The 18718-nt window shown below is 57.5% G+C and carries 17 protein-coding genes; 9 read left to right on the top strand and 8 right to left on the bottom strand.

Translation table 11 applies throughout. The features are described 5' to 3' along the window. Positions 1-52: 52 nt before the first annotated feature. Positions 53-613 carry a DNA-3-methyladenine glycosylase I gene (locus LU196_RS17085; RefSeq protein WP_232760714.1) on the bottom strand — a complete coding sequence of 187 codons (561 nt, stop codon included), beginning with the start codon at positions 611-613 and terminating at the stop codon, positions 53-55. A gap of 139 nt (positions 614-752) precedes the next feature. Between LU196_RS17085 and LU196_RS17080 the strand changes: the two genes are divergently transcribed. The 6 genes from LU196_RS17080 to LU196_RS17055 all read left to right on the top strand — a co-directional run bounded on the left by LU196_RS17080 (position 753) and on the right by LU196_RS17055 (position 5835). Then, on the top strand, positions 753-1445 hold the full coding sequence (locus LU196_RS17080) for an autotransporter (protein ID WP_232760713.1): 693 nt from the start codon (positions 753-755) through the stop codon (positions 1443-1445). Positions 1446-1519: 74 nt separating this feature from the next. Continuing rightward, positions 1520-2203 (top strand): hypothetical protein, encoded by a 684-nt coding sequence (locus LU196_RS17075; protein WP_232760712.1) that lies wholly within the window; start codon positions 1520-1522, stop codon positions 2201-2203. An 85-nt stretch (positions 2204-2288) separates the two neighbouring features. Beyond that, entirely contained in the window at positions 2289-2825 is a 537-nt protein-coding gene (gene dnaT / locus LU196_RS17070) for a primosomal protein DnaT (RefSeq protein ID WP_232760711.1), read from the top strand. Next, entirely contained in the window at positions 2825-3565 is a 741-nt protein-coding gene (gene dnaC, locus LU196_RS17065; protein ID WP_232760710.1) for a DNA replication protein DnaC, read from the top strand. Before dnaT ends, dnaC begins: the two co-directional genes overlap by 1 nt. Positions 3566-3636: 71 nt before the next feature. Then, the gene (locus LU196_RS17060) at positions 3637-4770 is read left to right on the top strand and encodes an ROK family protein (protein WP_232760709.1); all 1134 of its coding nucleotides are present in this window, start codon (positions 3637-3639) and stop codon (positions 4768-4770) included. A 75-nt stretch (positions 4771-4845) separates the two neighbouring features. Then, a complete protein-coding gene (locus tag LU196_RS17055) occupies positions 4846-5835 on the top strand; it encodes a LacI family DNA-binding transcriptional regulator (protein WP_232760708.1) in 990 nt (329 codons plus the stop codon). A gap of 40 nt (positions 5836-5875) precedes the next feature. On the opposite strand, the gene LU196_RS17050 is transcribed toward LU196_RS17055, so the two are convergent. Then, positions 5876-6913, bottom strand: coding sequence for an acyltransferase (locus tag LU196_RS17050; protein ID WP_232760707.1), 1038 nt, complete (start codon positions 6911-6913; stop codon positions 5876-5878). A gap of 233 nt (positions 6914-7146) precedes the next feature. Continuing rightward, positions 7147-8280 carry an EpsG family protein gene (locus LU196_RS17045; RefSeq protein WP_232760706.1) on the bottom strand — a complete coding sequence of 378 codons (1134 nt, stop codon included), beginning with the start codon at positions 8278-8280 and terminating at the stop codon, positions 7147-7149. A gap of 260 nt (positions 8281-8540) precedes the next feature. Between LU196_RS17045 and LU196_RS17040 the strand changes: the two genes are divergently transcribed. Further along, positions 8541-9461 (top strand): alpha/beta hydrolase, encoded by a 921-nt coding sequence (locus tag LU196_RS17040; RefSeq protein ID WP_232760705.1) that lies wholly within the window; start codon positions 8541-8543, stop codon positions 9459-9461. Positions 9462-9510: 49 nt separating this feature from the next. Here LU196_RS17040 and xylR read toward each other — a convergent pair whose 3' ends face one another. The 4 genes from xylR to xylF form a co-directional block, all read right to left on the bottom strand. Further along, a complete protein-coding gene (gene xylR / locus LU196_RS17035; RefSeq protein WP_232760704.1) occupies positions 9511-10689 on the bottom strand; it encodes a D-xylose utilization transcriptional activator XylR in 1179 nt (392 codons plus the stop codon). Between the two features lie 93 nt (positions 10690-10782). Next, positions 10783-11964 (bottom strand): xylose ABC transporter permease XylH, encoded by a 1182-nt coding sequence (gene xylH / locus LU196_RS17030; protein ID WP_232760703.1) that lies wholly within the window; start codon positions 11962-11964, stop codon positions 10783-10785. Further along, positions 11957-13477 carry a xylose ABC transporter ATP-binding protein gene (locus LU196_RS17025; protein ID WP_232760702.1) on the bottom strand — a complete coding sequence of 507 codons (1521 nt, stop codon included), beginning with the start codon at positions 13475-13477 and terminating at the stop codon, positions 11957-11959. The genes xylH and LU196_RS17025 overlap by 8 nt, the downstream gene beginning before the upstream one ends. Positions 13478-13501: 24 nt before the next feature. After that, complete coding sequence (xylF, locus tag LU196_RS17020; protein WP_232760787.1) at positions 13502-14494, bottom strand: D-xylose ABC transporter substrate-binding protein; 993 nt, start codon at positions 14492-14494, stop codon at positions 13502-13504. Between the two features lie 294 nt (positions 14495-14788). Between xylF and xylA the strand changes: the two genes are divergently transcribed. Beyond that, positions 14789-16111, top strand: a complete 1323-nt coding sequence (xylA, locus tag LU196_RS17015) for a xylose isomerase (protein ID WP_232760701.1) — start codon at positions 14789-14791, stop codon at positions 16109-16111. An 18-nt stretch (positions 16112-16129) separates the two neighbouring features. Continuing rightward, the gene (gene xylB / locus LU196_RS17010) at positions 16130-17572 is read left to right on the top strand and encodes a xylulokinase (protein ID WP_232760700.1); all 1443 of its coding nucleotides are present in this window, start codon (positions 16130-16132) and stop codon (positions 17570-17572) included. An 18-nt stretch (positions 17573-17590) separates the two neighbouring features. On the opposite strand, the gene LU196_RS17005 is transcribed toward xylB, so the two are convergent. Next, positions 17591-18586 carry an acyltransferase gene (locus LU196_RS17005; protein ID WP_232760699.1) on the bottom strand — a complete coding sequence of 332 codons (996 nt, stop codon included), beginning with the start codon at positions 18584-18586 and terminating at the stop codon, positions 17591-17593. Positions 18587-18718: the final 132 nt, after the last annotated feature.

The following is an 18718-nucleotide window of genomic DNA, read 5'->3' as shown; positions in this document are numbered from 1 at the left end:
TTCAATATTGAGGAAATTCGTGAGGCCAATTCTTAAAGTGTAAATTATTGCCTTAAAGATTATCGGGATGGCAGAAACAGGTGGTTTGATGATCGTTAATTAAGCCGCAGGCCTGTAAAAATGCGTGGCAGATTGTGGGACCGACGAATTTAAAACCACGCTGCTTGAGCGCCTTTGAGAGCGCAATAGCGGGAGCCGAGGTGGTCGGCGCCAGTGCATAGTCGGCATAACGGTGCAAAATAGGCTGGTTATCCACAAACGACCAGATAAAGCGTGAAAAGTCTTCTCCGGTCGCTTCCAGCGCCAGCACCGCTTGGGCGTTAGTGATTATCGCCGCGAGCTTGCCCCGATGGCGAATCAGTCCGGCGTCCTGTAACAGCCGTGCGAGATCCGCCTCATCCATTAACGCGACCTGCTGCGGGTCAAAATGATGAAACGCGCGCCGATAGTGCTCACGCTTTTTGAGCACGGTGATCCACGACAAGCCCGCCTGCTGTCCCTCAAGGCACAACATTTCAAATAAGATGCGCTTATCTGTTTGCGGAATGCCCCACTCCTTGTCGTGGTAGGCAATATAAAGCGGATCCTGCGTGACCCAACCACATCTCTGCATTGGTGCGCTCCTGATATCAGAGGAAAACCGTATCGGTCCCTTGACGTATTGTGGAATAGATTAATAGTTAAGCAACGTGTGCCGATATCTCTCATTATACGTTTAGGTGTCACTCCTTTCAGTGCGTCAGGAGCGTCTCATGGTGCAGAAAAGTCAGCGTTCAGGCCAGCGTATTTACGCGTGGCTTGTGGGGGGCGGGTGGCTGCTTTTCGCGGCCGGGCATGCTTGTGCGCAAGATTATCCGGTCTCGCTCGCCCCGCTAGATTACAACGCGCTACTGGCTGAAAAGCTGTCCGTTAGCCCTCCGGTATGGCGTGAAAATAGCGATGGCAGCCTGATGGATGCGGTGCTCAGCGCGGCGAGCGATCGCACGATGATCTATAGCGAAACCGCCAGCGTAGGCAGTGCACCGCTGGTCAACCGCTATTCGGCAGGCTGGCCGATCCCCGTCAGCACCACGGTACGTACCGGTCCGGTGGCGCAGTTCGCCGTGGATGACTCCACGCTGAGCTGCCCGAGATGCGCATGGGTGGACAGCAACAACGCCGGACATATCGCCTCGTTGGGTTGGCGCATCGACGCGGCACAGGGCTGGATCACGCCGTGGGCGCAGGTGAGCTATAGCCATCAGCTCACGGAGGAGAATCCCACGCTGGTGCGCGATCGTCCCGCCAGCAGCGACGACCGCGATACGCGCTGGGTGGATGTTAGCGTGGGGGCGACGCTGCCGTTTGGGCCGCACCTCGCCGCCTTTGCTTCCTTTTCGCAATCGGGTGCGGTGACGGACGGCGAGCCGTTTATTTACAGCCTGGGCGTCAGCGCCAGTTTCTGACGCGGCATGAAATGAGAAGTGAGGAACAGTAAGGAACTTATACTAAGCGCGCTAATTATTATTAAGGTTACATGATGCGCGAAAATCTTCTTATTATCGGCCGCGAAGCCGCGGCTTTTCTCACCAGCGGCCTCATCCTGCTTTTCTGTATGGCGATGGTCTATATCGACGTCAACTGGATGAACAATGCGTTACACGAAAACTCGTTCACCGAAATCACTCAAGAGCTGGTGCTGGCGCTGATCGCGGCGCTGTTCTTTACTGCCGCCTGGCAGCGCCCCGCACAACGCAGTGCCCTGACGCTGGTGGGCGGCTTTTTCAGCTGCATGCTGATCCGCGAAATGGATTTCCTGTTTGACCCGATCGAGCACGGCGCCTGGCTGACCTTTGCGCTCGCCACCGCGGCGGCGTCGCTGGCCATTGCGCTGCGCACGCCGCGCCAGATTCTCTCTGGCCTGGCGGCGCTGCTGCAGCATCGCCAGTGGCAAACCATGGCGGCAGGCTTGCTGGCGGTTCTGGTGTTTTCTCGCCTGTTTGGCATGCATCAGCTTTGGCAGCAGCTGATGCTGGATGGCTATCACCGTGTGGTGAAAAACATGGCGGAAGAGGTCACGGAGCTGTTTGGCTACAGCCTGTGTCTGACGGCTTCTGTGCGCTACCTCTGGCACACCCGACCCGCACGGGTCGCCCAGCGCCAGGCGCAGGCGCACTACGCGGCGCAGTCGTCTCCGCTCTCATCACACCGCTCGACCTTTTAGGCGATCCCTGCCGTTAAAACAGGTACACTTGTTCTCCTGCGCCGGGCAAACCGGCGCACCGGATTGAACAACGTCAGGTTTCTTCATGTCAGTTAAAATCTTATCTTCAACGCTGGTGGGGCTGGATGGCTTTTGCCAGGCGCCGCTTGCCGCACTGCAGCAGGCAGAAAACGGTACGCTCGCGGTGCTGCAGCACAATGCGCCCGCCTTTTATGCGCTGACGCCGCAGCGTCTGGCGCAGTTGCTGGCGCTGGAAGCCGCGGCGCAGCAGCCGAGCGACGTCACGCTGGATGACAGCCTGTTCCAGACCGATCGCCCGCCGGTGGCGGTGCCTGCCGGAAAATTTGCCATGTATCCCGACTGGCAGCCAGATGCTGATTTTCAGCGTCAGGCCGCCATTTGGGGCGTGGCGTTAAGTGAACCGGTGACAGCGGCTGAACTGGCCGCCTTTGTGGCCTACTGGCAGGCAGAGGGGCGCCTGTTTCACCATGTGCAGTGGCAGCAGAAGCTGGCGCGCAGCGTGCAGATGAACCGCGCGGCCAACGGCGGTCAGCCCAAGCGCGATAGTACGCAGGTCAGCAATACTGATTACGATATTCCCGATGGATTCCGAGGTGAGTAATGAAAACGCCGAACGATCTTTTCAGTCGCCTGAAAAAAATGATGCCGTCCGATGTGCAGCCGAAATTTAAAAACGGCGCGGAACTGCTGGCCTGGAATCAGGAGCAGGGTCGACTGCGCTCGGAAGCGATTGTGCGTGAAAATCGCGCCATGAAGATGCAGCGCATTATGGGGCGCTCCGGTATCCGCGAGCTGCACATGAACTGCTCGTTCGACAATTACCGCGTGGAGAATGACGGCCAGCGCAAAGCGCTGGCGCTGGCGCGGGAATATGCCGCCGAATTTGAAAACAGCATCGCCAGCTTTGTGTTTTCAGGCCGCCCTGGCACCGGTAAAAACCATTTGGCCGCGGCCATAGGCAATGATCTGATTCTGCGCGGCAAAAGCGTGTTGATTGTGACGGTTGCCGACCTGATGTCGAGTATGAAAGGCACCTTCAGCGGCGGCAGCGATCTCACTGAGGAGCGTCTGCTGCAGGATCTGAGTCTGGTGGATCTGCTGGTGATCGATGAGATCGGCATGCAGAGCGAGTCGCGCTATGAAAAAGTGATCATCAACCAAATTGTTGATCGCCGCTCGTCATCTAAACGGCCTACCGGGATGCTGTCTAACCTCGATCCGGCGGGCATGAATGCGCTGCTGGGCGAACGCGTGATGGACCGCATGCGATTGGGCAAGAGTCTGTGGGTGCGCTTTGATTGGGATAGTTACCGCAGCCGCGTGCGCGGCGACGAATATTAGCTCAGACGACGTCTGCTGATTCGCGCTGACTGCTACACTGCAAACGTCAATCATTTGCAGATGAGCGCGCGATGAGAACAGCCGGCAAAGGCCCTGCATTACTCCGACTCAACAACCTCAAGCGGGTGATGGCACAGCTGCGCACCGCCCGCATCACCTCCCGCCAGGATCTGGCGCTGGCGCTCGATCTGAACAAGAATACCGTCTCGCTGATTGTGGACGATTTGCTGGCGCAGGGCCTGATCCAGGCGCTGGGCCCGGTGAGCGTGGCAGCGGCGGGACGCCCCAAAATCGAGATCGCCCTGCGACCAGAAAAGCTGAAAACCGTCGGTATCATGGTGGAACGCAACGCCGTGCATTGGCGGGTGGCCGACTACTTTTCTCAGGTGCTCGCTGAACAGACCTGGCAAACCGATACGCGCGACCCGCACGCGCTGATGCATGAGTTGAAAGAAGTGTGCCAGACGCTGCACGCAGCCCATCCAGAGCTGCTGGGGATTGGGGTGGGCTTTCCCGGGATCATCGACCCGCAGCGCGGTCGGGTACACTTTTCCGCCCAGCTCGGTTGGCAGGAAGTGGATGTGCTCACGCCGCTGCGCAATGCCGTACCGCTGCCGCTCTACGTGATGAATAACGTCAAAGCGGCGGCGCTGCTGGCGGTGCAGCAACGTGGCCTGCGGCAATCCCACAGCCACTTTTATTTGCGCATTGGGGAAGGGCTGGGCGGGGCGCTGGTGGAGCAAGGCTCAGTGTTGACCGGCAGTAGCTGGACCGCTGGCGAGATTGGGCATATGCAGGCGCAGCCGAACGGACTGCGCTGTGACTGTGGCCTGCATGGCTGTCTGGAAACGCTGCTCAGCCTGCCGGCCATTCGCCAGCAGCTGGGTAAGCGCAAAGCGGGGCTGACGCTGCGCAACCTCGACTCCGCGCCCGCCATCGTGCAGGACGTGATGCAGACTGCGGGCAGTCACTTAGGGCAAGCGTTGAGTCAGGTGATGCAGCTGATGAATCCGACCAGCATCATCGTGGATGGCCCGTGGAATGCCTATCCGGCTTTTACTCAGGCGGTGCGCGATGCCGCGCGCGCCAGCACGTTGGCTTATACCTTCAACCATACCGCGCTGCACTTTTTGCCCGAGCGTATCGATCCGGCCAATGGCCTGGCGCTGGCAGTGATTACGCAGTATGAAAAAACCGAAGCCTGACGAGGGTGCCGTTTCATTTTTCAGGCCGCGCCGGGCATAATACGTTGATTACAGGCCTTCTTTGCGGATACCGCCGTGAAAACGCAGCGCATTACTCTCGACGACATTGCCACCCTGGCGGGCGTGACCAAAATGACGGTAAGCCGCTATTTGCGCACCCCGGAAAAGGTCAAACGTGAAACCGCCGAGCGCATCGCCAGCGTTATCGCTGAGATTGGCTACGTGGCCGATCTCAGCACCGCCAGTCCTCCCCAGCCGCAGCCGCGAATTGGGGTGCTGATCCCCTCGTTTAATAACCAAATTTTCGCTGACCTGTTGGCGGGTATCGAATCGGTGACCAGCGCACACGGCTACCAGACGCTGGTGGTGAATTACGACTACAACGCGCAGCGCGAGGAGGAGCAGATCGCCACCGTGCTGGCATTTAACGTAAAAGCGCTGATTCTCACCGAGTCAGCGCATACGCTGCGGGCGGAAAAGTACCTGAATGCCGCAGCCATTCCCGTGGCAGAAGTGATGGGGTTAACGGAGAACCGCGGGCGTATCAACGTCGGCTTTGATAACTACCGCGCGGGATTTGATATGACGCAGCTGCTGTTGGCCAGCGGCAAGCAGCGGGTCATCTATTTTGGCTCAATGTCCGATCGGCGCGATGAGCAGCGCTACGCGGGCTATTGTGACGCCGTACAGGCCGCGGGCTTGCCCGCAGGCCGCATCGTGCCCAATAAAGTCTCTTCGGTGTCCATCGGCACCGGCATGATGACGCTGGCGCGTCAGCTCTATCCGGATATGGATGCCATTCTCTGCACCAATGACGATTTAGCGGTAGGGGTGTTACAGGAGTGTCAGGCGGCGGGCATCGCCGTGCCGCAGTCTATGGCGATCGCCGGTTTTCACGGATTGGACATCGGCCAGGTCACGACGCCGCGCCTGGCCAGCGTGATTACGCCGCGCTTTGAAATGGGCAAAATCGCCACGGAGATTGTGCTGAAAAAGCTGCATCAGCAGCCCACCATTGAGCAGGTCAATCTGCACTATCAGCTCTCGATGGGCGCCACCATCTAAAATAAAAAGCCCCCTGTTTCCGGGGGGCTCAGTGTGTGCGTTAGTCGCGTGCGGCGGTCGGCGGCGCAATCGACGGCTGCGCATGGTGCGTGCGCTTCAGGAAGCGACTCTCCAGCAGGTTCCACGAGGTGTAAGCCAGCGCCAGCGTGATTGCAATCGTCAGCCCCAGGCCCAGGAACGCATTGGCGTCGAACACGCCAAAATGTTGCAGCACCTGAATAATCGGCCAGTGATACAGGTACATGCCATAAGAGAGGTCGCCGTACTGGCTGATTTTAATCTCTTTGCACAGATTGGTGCAGAACAAGATCACCACTGACGAGAAGGCAACCGGCTCAATCACAAAGGCGTAATCGGTATTTTTAAACAGCAAGAACACCACCAGCGACACAATGGCGATCTCTTTCAGGCGCTCAAACGCGGGCTGATGCACTGCCAGCAGGCTGCCGAAGAAGAAGTAGGACGAGAGCGACACAAACTGCTTAGCCAGCGTATCGGCTTTCGCACCGGTGTAGACCATGGTGAAGTAGAAGAACCAGGCGCAGGCGATAACGTAGATGGCGCCCCACACTTTCAGCGGGCTCTTCTTCAGCATCGGCACGACAAACGGCAGCAGCACATAGAGCGTCAGCTCGGCTTTGATGGTCCACAGTGAGCCGTCCAGCGGCTGGTTGGGGTTATCGGTAAACACGCCGGGCAGCGATGCCTGAATGAAGTTCAGGAACGAGAAGTTGGCGATCAGGTACTTGATGGTCTCTTTATGTTTCAGGAAGTCCATCAGCGGCAGGGTGGTTAAACACATGCCAATGACAAAACAAAGAATAATGACGAATATATAGGCGGGCAAAATACGCTGCGCACGCTTAATAAAATAAGATTTAAGCGATTTACTTCTTAAGTAACTTTTTGCAATAAGAAATCCGCTTATTGCGAAAAATCCTTTTACAGCGAAATCACTATTGAGAAAGTGTGCCAAAAAGCGAATATCAGCGTTTCTCGTCACTTCGGCGGCATGCACCAGCATGACGATAAAGGCGAGCGAGAATCGGACGATATCAAAATTATTTTTTTCGTTCATGTTAGCATTCTTTCAATGAGTGACGAGTCACCAGGGAAAGCCGTAAAAGACTTTACGTCGGCGTTAGGAATATTCTGAGCAACTGCGGAGGCAGATGTCCACCTATTAGATGTGCTCCGATATCAAAAATCAAGCAATGCACCGGGCACTCAAGATATTCAGACTTTCCTCAGGGATCTATCAGTCTTATCTTAGAAATAAAAAAGCGCTAACTGACGTTAGCGCTCTGGCATTTAGTTGAACATTTTAAAGGTTTGCGAAACCTCGTAGCCGGTGATCGATTGTTTGCTGGCGACGGTGTTGTAGTAGAGGTAATAAAGCACCATTAAAATGGTAACCGCAACGGCAGCCATTTTTTTCACCTTTTTGGTTTCCCAAATACACAGGGAAATCAGCACCGGTTCCACCTGTAATAAATAGTTCGCAAGACGACCACCCGACGCGTAATCCTGTAGCGCCATCCTTAAGCCCGCACCAATGGCGAAAGTGATAACCATAATATAATAGGTATTGAATTTAACCGGATCGGCATTTTTAATTTTATCGGCTAGCAGCATAAAGCTAAAAATAAACACGAAGCCGATGTTCTTCAGGTTGGACAGCGTAACGATACCCTGTTCCTGCGCCGAATCCTGATTGGCGTAACCCATGGCGCGGTCGCCCAGCCCGCCCAGATGGCTGGAGACCAGGGCAATCAGCGCCGAACTGCCCATAAAGGCCAGCGGCAAGCTGACCAGCACGATAGCGATCGGGATGTACTTATTCTTTCTGACAATCATCGCCAGCGGAATCAAAATCGCGACAATGGCCGTGGCGTGGCTGATAAAGGAGAGTATAAAAGTGGTGAACATGCCGGACTTACTGCGCCGCGACATATGGTAAACAAAGCCCATCAGGAAGGCGGAGCACAAGCCAAAGCGGATCTGGTTCATGTCCTTGTTAATGAACAGGTGCGCAGAATAGACCGCCAGCGCCACAATCGGCAGCGGCGTCAGCTTGCGGAAATACCACGCGTTGACGCCCACGGCGATGACCGCGAACACAAAGATAAAGATATCCGGGTTGGCAGTGAAGATGCGCGTAAAGCCTGCGATGGCGAAAATACCGGGTTCATAGCGGAACTCTTCGACGGTACGCCAGAATCCTTCAATAACGATTTTATCAACAAAGTGAACAAAGAAATCGCGATACTGGAAATCATCAAGGCCGGTACCTAAGCCACGAATGCCGCCGAAAGTAAAAAGTACGACAACGGCAATAAAATAAACATACGATCTAATTTGCGCTGTGTTCTCATTTTTACTTAACATGACTTCGACGATGGCCACGAAAGTCAGGCTAAGACTTATGATCCAGTAAATTCCCATGGTCACATATTCTTATAGTTTAAAATTTACTTATAACATATGGCCTTGTTAACGTAAACATGAGAAAAGTCTAATTTTTCCTGGTCCGATATTATATTGCTGCCGGGAAAGATAATAGTTTGCTATCCTGGTTAAATAATACGTTTACATTTTTTGGCCTGTTCATTATCTCTTGGGTAAGTATTGTGTTGTGGCGCTAATGTTTTTTACGCAATTTCACAGTTTATCACTGTTTTTACTCAGGTTATGGAGCCCGTGAGATGAAGTTTTCTACACTGTTTTCGCTGGTTGTTGCGCTGTATCTGCCGGCTGCTTTTGCCAATCAGGAAATTCCGATCTGGCCAAAAGAAAATGCCGGTAATAATAAATTCGTTAATTTTAGTAAGCGCTCGAATAATAACAATCGCGCGGTTACAAATGTTAATAATCCCGAAATGATTTACGTGCCTGCTGCTGAAAAAAATAATCACGCCGCCGTGCTTATCATTCCAGGCGGGGGCTTTTCTTATATTATGCAGGACGCTGAGGGGCTGGATGTGGCGCAGCAGCTGAGTCAAAAAGGCTATGCCTCATTCGTACTGCTTTATCGCATGCCGCACGGCGGCACCGAGGAGAACCGCACCCACGCCTTTGCCGACGTGCAGCGCGCGATGCGTCTGATTCGCGGCAACGCCGCGCAGTACCACATTGCGCCCAACCAAATTGGCGTGATGGGCTTCTCGGCGGGTGCGTATCTCGCCGCCAACCTCAGTAACGATCCCAACGCCGCCAACTACCCCGCCGCCGATGCGCAGGATAGCGTCTCTGCCCGGCCCGATTTCAGCGCGCTGATCTATCCGGTGCTGTCGCTGAAACCGGGTATTACGCACGTCGGTACGCGCACGGCGATGTTTGGCAAAGATGTCAGCCCAGACACCATCGCGCGTTATTCGCAGGAAGATCGCGTCAGCGCCGCGACGCCACCGACGTTCCTCGCCCAGGCGCTGAACGACAACACCGCTTCCCCACAAAACACACTCGGCATGTTTGCCGCGCTGCGCAAGAACAAGGTGGACGTGGAGATGCATCTGTTCCAGCAGGGTGGACACGGCTTTGGCACGGCGCAGAATAAAAACATCCCGGCGCGTAACTGGATCACCCTGTTCAGTGATTGGCAGGCGAATCTGGCGCAGAAGAAGTGAGGTGAGGGCAATGCCACGTTAACGCCGCTTCGCCGCCGCGTTAACGCCTTTACGCCCCGTTGCCTACGTGATCGCGCCGATACTCTTTCGGCGTGGTGGCATAGCTTTTCTTAAACACCGAATAGAAATATTGTAGCGACGGATAGCCGCACATTTGTGAAATCTCGTTGATGTTCAGCGACGAGGAGGCCAGCAGCTCGCGCGCTTTTTCCAGCTTCTCGCGGTGGATCATCGCGTGGATGGTGTCGCCGGTTTCATCGCGGAAGCGCTTTTCCAGGTTAGAGCGCGACAGGCCAATGGCATCCAGCACCTGCTCGACCTTAATGCCTTTACAGGCGTTAAAACGGATGTAGTGCATCGCCTGAATCACCGCCGGATCGTGCAGCGAGCGGAAGTCGGTGGAGCGGCGTTCAATCACTTTGACCGGCGGCACCAGCACGCGCTGCAGCGGTAGCGCGGGATTGTGCAGCAGGCGGTGCAGCAGCTTGGCGGCCTGATAGCCCATCTGCCGCGTGCCCTGCGCCACGGAAGAGAGCGCCACGCGCGACAGGTAGCGCGTCAGCTCTTCGTTATCGATTCCGATCACCGCCAGCTTTTCCGGCACCGGAATTTTCAGGTATTCGCAGGCTTGCAGCAGGTGGCGCGCGCGCGCGTCGGTCACGGCGATAATGCCGGTTTGCGGCGGCAGCGTTTGCAGCCAGTCGGCCAGGCGGTTCTGGGCGTGCTGCCAGTTTTCCGGCGCGGTCTCCATGCCTTGATAGACCACGCCCTGATAGCGCTCGCGCCGCACCAGCTCGCGAAACGCCTGCTCGCGCTCCTGCGCCCAGCGCTTGCCGCTGGCGGCAGGCAGGCCATAAAAGGCGAAGCGATGGATGCCTTTCTCTTTCAGATGCAGAAACGCGCTCTCCACCAGCGCGGTGTTGTCGGTGGCGATGTAGTGCACCGCCGGATAATCCTGTGGCTGATGATAAGAGCCGCCGACGCCGACAATCGGCACGTGGACGTTAGCCAGCAGTGATTCAATCTCCGGGTCGTCGTAGTCGGCAATCACGCCGTCGCCCAGCCACTCACGGATATTGTCGACGCGGCAGCGAAAATCCTCTTCAATAAAAATGTCCCAGTCGGTTTGCGACGCCTGCAAATACTCGCCGACGCCTTCCACCACCTGGCGGTCATACACTTTGTTGGCATTAAACAGCAGCGTAATGCGATAACGTTTCTCATGCATGATGGCGCTTTCCTCTCAACCCACTGCGCCATGGATAGCACGCGCGCGGCGACAGCAGAAATGGTTCGCGCCACAGTGTGATCGCACCCGCGATTACACCCGGCGGCGCGTCGCGGTATCCATCCATACCGCCAACAGCAAAATGGCCCCTTTAACGATGTACTGCCAGAAGGTGGGCACATCCATCATGCTCATACCGTTGTCCAGCGAGGCCATGATAAACGCCCCCATTACCGCGCCCGCCACGGTGCCCACGCCACCCGCCAGGCTGGTACCGCCGATCACACAGGCGGCAATCGCATCCAGTTCGGCAATGTTCCCGGCGGAGGGCGAACCCGCACCGAGGCGGGAGCTGAGAATCAGTCCGGCAATCGCCACCATCACGCCGTTGATAGCAAACACCGCGAGCTTGGTGCGCGCCACGTTGATGCCGGAAAGCCGCGCGGCGTCGATGTTACCGCCAATCGCATAAATGCGGCGGCCAAAGGCGGTGCGCGTTGCCATAAACATCCCGGCCAGCAGCAGCAGCCCCAGCAGCAGCACCGGCGTTGGCACGCCGCGGTAATCATTCAGCAGCCAGATGGCGCCCAGCACCAGAACGGCGGTGATCGCCTGGCGCGCCACCGCGCCGCTGGCGGCGTTCTGCTGCAGGCCGAGCTGCTGACGGCGCAGCCGCAGCCGCCACTGCCACAGCATAAACAGCGCCAGGCCGGCGATACCGAAGCCAAAGCCGACGCCGCCCGGTAAGTAACTCTGACCAATCTCTGACATGGCCGGGCTGGTCGGCGCCACGGTGGTGCCGTCGGTGATGCCCACCAAAATGCCGCGAAACGCCAGCATGCCGGCGAGCGTCACGATAAACGACGGTACTTTGCGGTAGGCGACCCACCAGCCGTTCCAGGTGCCCAGCAGCAGGCCCAGCAGCAGCGTCACCGCAATGGTCAGCGGCAGTGGCCAGCCGAGCCACACGTCAAAGATCGCCGCCACGCCGCCCAGCAGCCCCATCATGGAGCCGACAGAAAGATCGATTTCGGCGGAAATAATCACAAACACCATGCCTACCGCCAGAATGCCGGTGATGGCGGTCTGGCGCAGCAGGTTCGAGACGTTACGCGGGCTGAGCCAGGCGCCGTCGGTCGTCCAGCTAAAGAACAGGGCGATCAGCACAATGGCGCCGAGCATGACCAGCACCTGTAAATTAAAACGGGAAAGGTGGCCCGGTGTGGGTTTGCGCGGCGTGCCGGGCACGCTTTGAGTGCGCTCAGTTTTAAGCATAGTGTTCACTCCGCAGGGCAGCTTCCATCACCTGCTCCTGAGTCAGGTTGTTGTTGATCAGGTCGGCTTTGATCCGCCCTTCATGCATCACCAAAACGCGATCGCTCAAGCCCAGCACTTCCGGCAGCTCAGAGGAGATCACGATCACCGCGATGCCCTGCTGCACCAGCGCGTTAATCAGCAGGTAAATCTCCTGGCGGGCGCCTACGTCGATCCCGCGGGTGGGCTCGTCCAGAATCAAAATTTGCGGATTCAGCATCAGGCACTTCGCCAGAATCGCTTTTTGCTGATTCCCGCCGCTCAGGCGGCCAATGGCCAGATCGGGGGAGGAGGTTTTCACGCGCAGACGGCGAATGGCGTCATTGATTGCCTGCTCTTCGGCGGCTTCGTTCAGCGTCAGGCCGCGTTCACGAAACTGATCCAGCGCCGCCAGCGTAATGTTTTTCCCCACGCCCATCAGCGGCACGATGCCATCTTTTTTACGATCTTCCGGCACCATCGCGATGCCGTGCGCGATAGCGTCACGACAGTCGCGGATGCGAATCACCTCGCCGTTCAGACGGATCTCGCCCTCCCAGCGGCCGGGCCACACGCCGAACAGGCACTGGACCGTTTCGGTGCGTCCCGCGCCCACCAGCCCGGCGATCCCTAATATTTCACCGCGCTTCAGGCTGAATGAAATGTTATCCACGCGCCGAATATGGCGATTTACCGGATGCCACGCCGTGAGGTTGTTGACCTGCAACAGCGTGTCGCCGATGTCGTGCGGGGCGTGCGGGTAGAGCGCGGTGAGTTCGCGTCCGACCATCATGGTGATAATGTCATCTTCGCTCAGGCCCGCCGCCGGGCGCGTGGCGATATGCTGCCCGTCGCGGATCACGCAGACGGTGTCAGAAATGGCTTTCACCTCATTGAGCTTGTGCGAAATATAAATACAGGCGATGCCGTGGTCGCGCAGGTTGTTGATGATGCTCAACAGCACCTGCGTCTCCTGCTCGGTGAGCGAGGAGGTGGGCTCGTCCAGAATCAGCAGGCGCACCTGTTTATTCAGCGCGCGCGCAATCTCCACCAGCTGCTGCTGGCCCAGCCCCAGTTCGCCGACTTTGGCGTGCGGGCTGATGTCTAACTGCACGCGCGCCAGCAGCTGCTGACAGCGCAGCGTCATGGTTTCATCATCCACCAGACCGAAGCGACCCAGTTCGGCACCGAGAAAAATGTTCTCCATTACCGTCAGCTGGCGCACCAGCGCCAGCTCCTGGTGAATAATGACAATCCCTTTGCGCTCGGTATCGCGAATGGTCTGCGCCTGAATACGGTCGCCAGCAAAATGGATCTCGCCGTCAAATTCATTGTGCGGGTAAAGCCCGCACAAAATTTTCATGAGCGTGGATTTTCCGGAGCCATTCTCACCGCATAGCGACATCACTTCGCCCGCCTCAAGCTGCAAGCTGACGTTATCGACAGCCGTCACCGCGCCAAAGCGCTTGGTGATGTGGTTCATTTCCAGCAGCATCACTGTTCCCCTTGCGCCAGGCGCTTAGAGCTCGCTCTTTTTATGGAAACCGTCTTTCACCACGGTGCTTTCAATATTGTCTTTGTTGACCGGAATCGGCGTCAGCAGGCGTGAGGGCACCTCTTTCAGGCCATTATTCAGTTTGCCGTTGCTGGCAGGCGTTTGATTGTTGCCCAGCTCCACGGCGATTTTCGCCGCTTCGGTGGCGAGTTCAGTGATCGGTTTGTACACCGTCATGGTTTGTGTGCCGTTCATGATGCGCTTGATGGCCGCGAGGTCGGCGTCCTGACCGGAAATCGCCACTTTGCCCGCCAGCCCTTGGGCACTCAGTGCCTGAATCGCGCCGCCCGCCGTCGCGTCGTTGGATGCCACCACCGCGTCAATATGGTTTTTATTGGCAGTGAGCGCGTTTTCCATGATTTTCAGCGCATTTTCCGGCAGCCAGGCGTCAACCCACTGATCGCCCACGACTTTGATGCTGCCGTTATCGATGTAAGGTTTCAGCACTTTCATCTGGCCCTCGCGGAACAGACGGGCGTTATTATCCACCGGCGATCCGCCCATCAGAAAATAGTTGCCCTTCGGCACTTGCTTCACCAGGCTTTCCGCCTGCAGTTCGCCCACTTTTTCATTATCAAAAGAGATATAGAAATCGATATCCGCGTTATTAATCATGCGGTCATAGGCCAGCACTTTAATTCCTTCGCGCTTGGCTTCCGCCACTACATTACTTAATACCTGGCCGTTATAGGGAATGATCACCAGCACATCGACGCCGCGATTAATCATATTTTCAATTTGCGACATCTGTGTTTCTTCATTGCCGTTCGCAGACTGTACAAACACGCTGGCGCCCAATTTTTCAGCCTGTTTGACAAAAATATCGCGATCTTTCTGCCAGCGCTCCAGGCGCAAATCGTCAATCGCCATGCCGATCTTAATGTCTTTTGCTGCGCCCGCTTGACTAAACAGGGCCAGCGCCGCACAGACCGCTAACAGCGTGGTTTTCATTTTCATCATGGTCATCCTGTAGGGTGAGGTTATTGTCATTTACCAGTACGAACCAGGCGGATGAATTGTTGCCCTGAGTTTCCGGCAACATCAATTACTGATTTTTATCCTGCTATTACGTTTTTTTGTTTATTTCCTGTTTTATGAGCGCGATCGAAATTCGCCGTTTTTTGCGAGACAGAGCACAATTAATAATTATCTTAATTTGAGTGTGAAATATCATAATTGAGCCTGCGGCGGCCTCCTTAGCAAAATAGCGCCATCGGCTGACCATCCCGGTCTCACGCTAAGGAGCGAAACATGCACGCTTATTTCGATCAGATCGATCGCGTTCACTATGAAGGCCCCACCTCGACCAATCCGCTGGCGTTTCGCCACTACAATCCTGATGAAGTGATCCTCGGCAAGACCATGGCGCAGCACCTGCGCTTTGCGGCGTGCTACTGGCACACCTTCTGCTGGAACGGTGCGGATATGTTTGGCGTGGGTGCGTTTGATCGCCCGTGGCAGAAAAACGGGGACGCGCTCCAGCTGGCGAAACTCAAAGCCGACGTCGCCTTTGAGTTTTTCCACAAGCTCAACGTGCCCTATTACTGTTTCCACGATGTGGACGTGGCGCCAGAAGGCGATTCCCTGCGCAGCTACCACGAAAATTTCGCGGTGATGACCGATAAGTTGCTGGAAAAGCAGCAGGAAACCGGCGTGAAGCTGCTGTGGGGCACCGCCAACTGCTTTACCCATCCACGCTACGGTGCGGGCGCGGCGACCAACCCCGATCCGGAAATCTTCGCCTGGGCCGCCAGCCAGGTATGCAGCGCCATGCAGGCCACCAAAACGCTGGGCGGTGAAAACTACGTGCTGTGGGGCGGCCGTGAAGGGTACGAAACGCTGCTAAACACCGATTTACGCCAGGAGCGCGAACAGATTGGGCGCTTTATGCAGATGGTGGTGGAGCACAAGCATAAAATTGGTTTCCAGGGCATGCTGCTGATTGAGCCGAAGCCGCAGGAGCCGACGAAGCATCAATACGATTACGATGTGGCGACGGTGTACGGCTTCCTGAAGCAGTTTGGTCTGGAAAAAGAGATCAAAGTGAACGTGGAAGCAAACCACGCCACGCTGGCGGGTCACGCGTTCCATCACGAAATTGCCACCGCCATTGCGCTGGGCATTTTTGGCTCGGTGGATGCCAACCGCGGTGACGCGCAGTGCGGCTGGGACACCGACCAATTCCCGGTCAGCGTGGAAGAGAACGCGCTGGTGATGTACGAAATTCTCAAAGCGGGCGGCTTTACCACCGGCGGTCTTAATTTTGATGCCAAAGTGCGGCGGCAGAGTACCGATAAATATGACCTGTTCCACGGCCATATTGGCGCGATGGATACCCTGGCGCTGTCGTTGAAAGTGGCGGCGCGCATGATCGCCGACGGCGAGTTGGATCGCCGCGTCGCGCAGCGCTACAGTGGCTGGAACGGTGAGTTTGGTCAGCAAATTTTAACAGGCGAGTTTTCCCTGGCGTCGCTGGCCGCGCATGCCGATCGGCAGCAGTTGAATCCGCAACATCGCAGCGGGCGCCAGGAGCAGCTGGAAAATCTGGTGAATCGCTACCTCTACGATTTCTAGCCTTATCAGGAGCAGAGCATGGTTATCGGCATCGATCTGGGGACCTCAGGCGTCAAAGTCGTCCTGCTGGACGCGCACGGGCAGGTGAAGGGGTCAGAAACGGCGCCGCTACAGGTGACGCGCCCGCACCCGCTGTGGAGCGAGCAGGACCCGGAAAGCTGGTGGCAGGCCACCGATCGCGCCATGCAGGCGCTGGCGCGGCAGCACGATCTGAGCACGGTTCAGGCCATTGGCCTGAGCGGGCAGATGCACGGTGCGACGCTGCTGGATGCGGACAACCATGTATTACGTCCGGCTATCTTGTGGAATGACGGGCGCAGCGCCGAGCAGTGTCGGGAACTGGAGCAGCGCGTACCGGATGCCCGCCAGATCACGGGCAATTTGATGATGCCTGGTTTTACCGCGCCCAAGCTGCTATGGGTGCAGCAGCATGAGCCGGCTATTTTTGCCCGCGTCGCCAAGGTGCTGCTGCCGAAGGACTACCTGCGCTGGCGCCTGAGCGGCGTCTTTGCCAGCGACATGTCCGACGCGGCGGGCACCGCGTGGCTGGACGTGGCCCAGCGGCGCTGGAGCGACCCTCTGCTCAGCGCCTGCGGTCTGACGCGGGCGCAGATGCCCGAACTGTACGAAGGCGATGCCATCACCGGCACGCTCCGAGCTGACATCGCCGCGCGCTGGCAGATGCCCACGGTGCCGCTGGTGGCAGGTGGGGGCGATAATGCAGCGGGGGCCGTGGGCGTGGGCATGGAGGCGCCGGGCCAGGCGATGCTGTCGCTCGGCACGTCGGGCGTCTATTTCGTGGTAAGCGACGGCTACCTCAGCAATCCGCAGCGGGCGGTGCACAGCTTCTGCCATGCGCTGCCGCAGCGCTGGCATTTGATGTCGGTGATGCTCAGCGCCGCCGCCTGCCTTGATTGGGCCGCTGCGCTGACCGGCTGTGCGGACGTGCCGCAGCTGTTGGCGGAAGCGGAGCGAGCAGACGACAGCGCGCCGCCGCTGTGGTTTCTGCCTTATCTTTCTGGCGAGCGTACGCCGCACAACAATCCGGCGGCGAAAGGGGTGTTTTTTGGTTTTACCCATCAGCACGGCCGCCCGGAACTGGCGCGTGCGGTGCTGGAAGGCGTGGGGTACGGGCTGGCGGAGGGCATGGATGCGGTGCACGCCTGCGGCGTAAAGCCCGAGAGCGTGATGCTGATTGGCGGCGGCGCACGCAGTGCTTACTGGCGGCAGATGCTGGCTGACATCAGTGGGCTGACGCTGGATTACCACCGCGGCGGAGAAGTGGGCCCCGCACTGGGCGCGGCGAAGCTGGCCCAGCGCGCGATCGATCCCGATGCGCAGTGGCCTTCGCCCGAGCGGGTGCAGCGTCATCAGCCCGATGCGGCGCGGCACAAGACGTATCAGGCACACCGCGAGACCTTTGCCCGCCTCTACCAGCAGCTTCAGCCGCTGATGTCCTGACGCACGCAACGCGACCCGTCAGCTTACGAACTGGCGGGTATCCAGCCGTTTTAATCCCATCGCCAGCACAAGGCTGCCCGCCAGCGTCACGCCAAATACCCACGGCATATCCAGCCACGGACGTGACATGTCGTCGTAATGATGGGTGCGCAGATAATGAATAAACAGCGCGTGAAAACCGTAGATCGGCAGCGAATAGCGGGAAATGGTCACCAAACCGGGCAGCGTGCGCTGGTTAAACACGTTTTTAAACAGCACCAGCAGGCTGACGGCGGCAATAAACACCAGCGGTCCGCAGTAGAGATACCAGGTGTCATTAAACGCGCCGTTGATTTTCAGCAGCGCGCGCGTGCCGAGTGCGATCCCAATCACGCAGGCAACAAAGCCCAGTCCCGCCAGCCAGCTGATGCCGCGCTTTTGCGTGTCCATACAGCCAATGGCCCGGCCCAGCAGCGCGTAGAGCAGGTAATAAATACTGTCGCCGCTCAGATAGAGGTTCACCGGCAGCCAGCGAAACGGCCCCAGCGATTGCGGCACGGTATTGGGATTGGCCAGCACCGCCAGCACCAGCACCAGCAGTGCCACGTAGCGCGGCGCCACGCTTTTGACCTGAATCAGCGGCGACAGCAAATAGATGCCAATAATGGCGAAAAAGAACCACAGGTGATAGAACACCGGCTTTTGCAGCAGCTTCAGCAGCGATCGCCCTTCGCTGATCGGCGTCAGCCACGTGATGTACGCCAGCGCCACCGCGCTGTAGAACAGCAGGCACAGCACGATGCGCAGCAGATGGCGGCGCTGGGCGCTGCGTTCGCCAAAAAACAGGTAGCCGGAGATCATGAAAAACAGCGGCACGCACACGCGCGACGCGGAGTTAAGCAGGTTTGCTACATCCCAGCTTAGGCCGGTTGTCGCCATCGGGCCGGTGATATACCAGGTGGTGGTATGAATAACGATCACCATCAAACAGGCGACGGCACGCAAGTTGTCGATCCAGTAAATCTTGGCAGACATGGCTTCCTCACAGCAAAACAGTGCGCAAAGGGTAGCCAGTGCGTGACGCGTCAACAACCTCCGAGACGGAAATTCAGAGCTCTCTGTCAATCAAACGGCAACCGCCGCGCCGCGCGGCGGGATTTCCGGCTG

This window comes from Pantoea sp. Mb-10, from assembly GCF_021272205.1.
In the GTDB taxonomy this organism is placed as follows: Bacteria; Pseudomonadota; Gammaproteobacteria; order Enterobacterales; family Enterobacteriaceae; genus Pantoea.
This window is presented reverse-complemented; position numbering and strand designations above follow the sequence as displayed.

Coding starts and splice junctions, on each gene's coding strand:
- xylB (WP_232760700.1), top strand. CDS start 16,130: ATGGTTATCGGCATCGATCTGGGGACCTCAGGCGTCAAAGTCGTCCTG.
- dnaT (WP_232760711.1), top strand. CDS start 2,289: ATGTCAGTTAAAATCTTATCTTCAACGCTGGTGGGGCTGGATGGCTTT.
- LU196_RS17005 (WP_232760699.1), bottom strand. CDS start 18,586: ATGTCTGCCAAGATTTACTGGATCGACAACTTGCGTGCCGTCGCCTGT.
- xylR (WP_232760704.1), bottom strand. CDS start 10,689: ATGCATGAGAAACGTTATCGCATTACGCTGCTGTTTAATGCCAACAAA.
- LU196_RS17060 (WP_232760709.1), top strand. CDS start 3,637: ATGAGAACAGCCGGCAAAGGCCCTGCATTACTCCGACTCAACAACCTC.
- xylA (WP_232760701.1), top strand. CDS start 14,789: ATGCACGCTTATTTCGATCAGATCGATCGCGTTCACTATGAAGGCCCC.
- dnaC (WP_232760710.1), top strand. CDS start 2,825: ATGAAAACGCCGAACGATCTTTTCAGTCGCCTGAAAAAAATGATGCCG.
- LU196_RS17045 (WP_232760706.1), bottom strand. CDS start 8,280: ATGGGAATTTACTGGATCATAAGTCTTAGCCTGACTTTCGTGGCCATC.
- LU196_RS17040 (WP_232760705.1), top strand. CDS start 8,541: ATGAAGTTTTCTACACTGTTTTCGCTGGTTGTTGCGCTGTATCTGCCG.
- LU196_RS17080 (WP_232760713.1), top strand. CDS start 753: ATGGTGCAGAAAAGTCAGCGTTCAGGCCAGCGTATTTACGCGTGGCTT.
- LU196_RS17085 (WP_232760714.1), bottom strand. CDS start 613: ATGCAGAGATGTGGTTGGGTCACGCAGGATCCGCTTTATATTGCCTAC.
- LU196_RS17075 (WP_232760712.1), top strand. CDS start 1,520: ATGCGCGAAAATCTTCTTATTATCGGCCGCGAAGCCGCGGCTTTTCTC.
- xylF (WP_232760787.1), bottom strand. CDS start 14,494: ATGAAAATGAAAACCACGCTGTTAGCGGTCTGTGCGGCGCTGGCCCTG.
- LU196_RS17050 (WP_232760707.1), bottom strand. CDS start 6,913: ATGAACGAAAAAAATAATTTTGATATCGTCCGATTCTCGCTCGCCTTT.
- LU196_RS17025 (WP_232760702.1), bottom strand. CDS start 13,477: ATGCTGCTGGAAATGAACCACATCACCAAGCGCTTTGGCGCGGTGACG.
- xylH (WP_232760703.1), bottom strand. CDS start 11,964: ATGCTTAAAACTGAGCGCACTCAAAGCGTGCCCGGCACGCCGCGCAAA.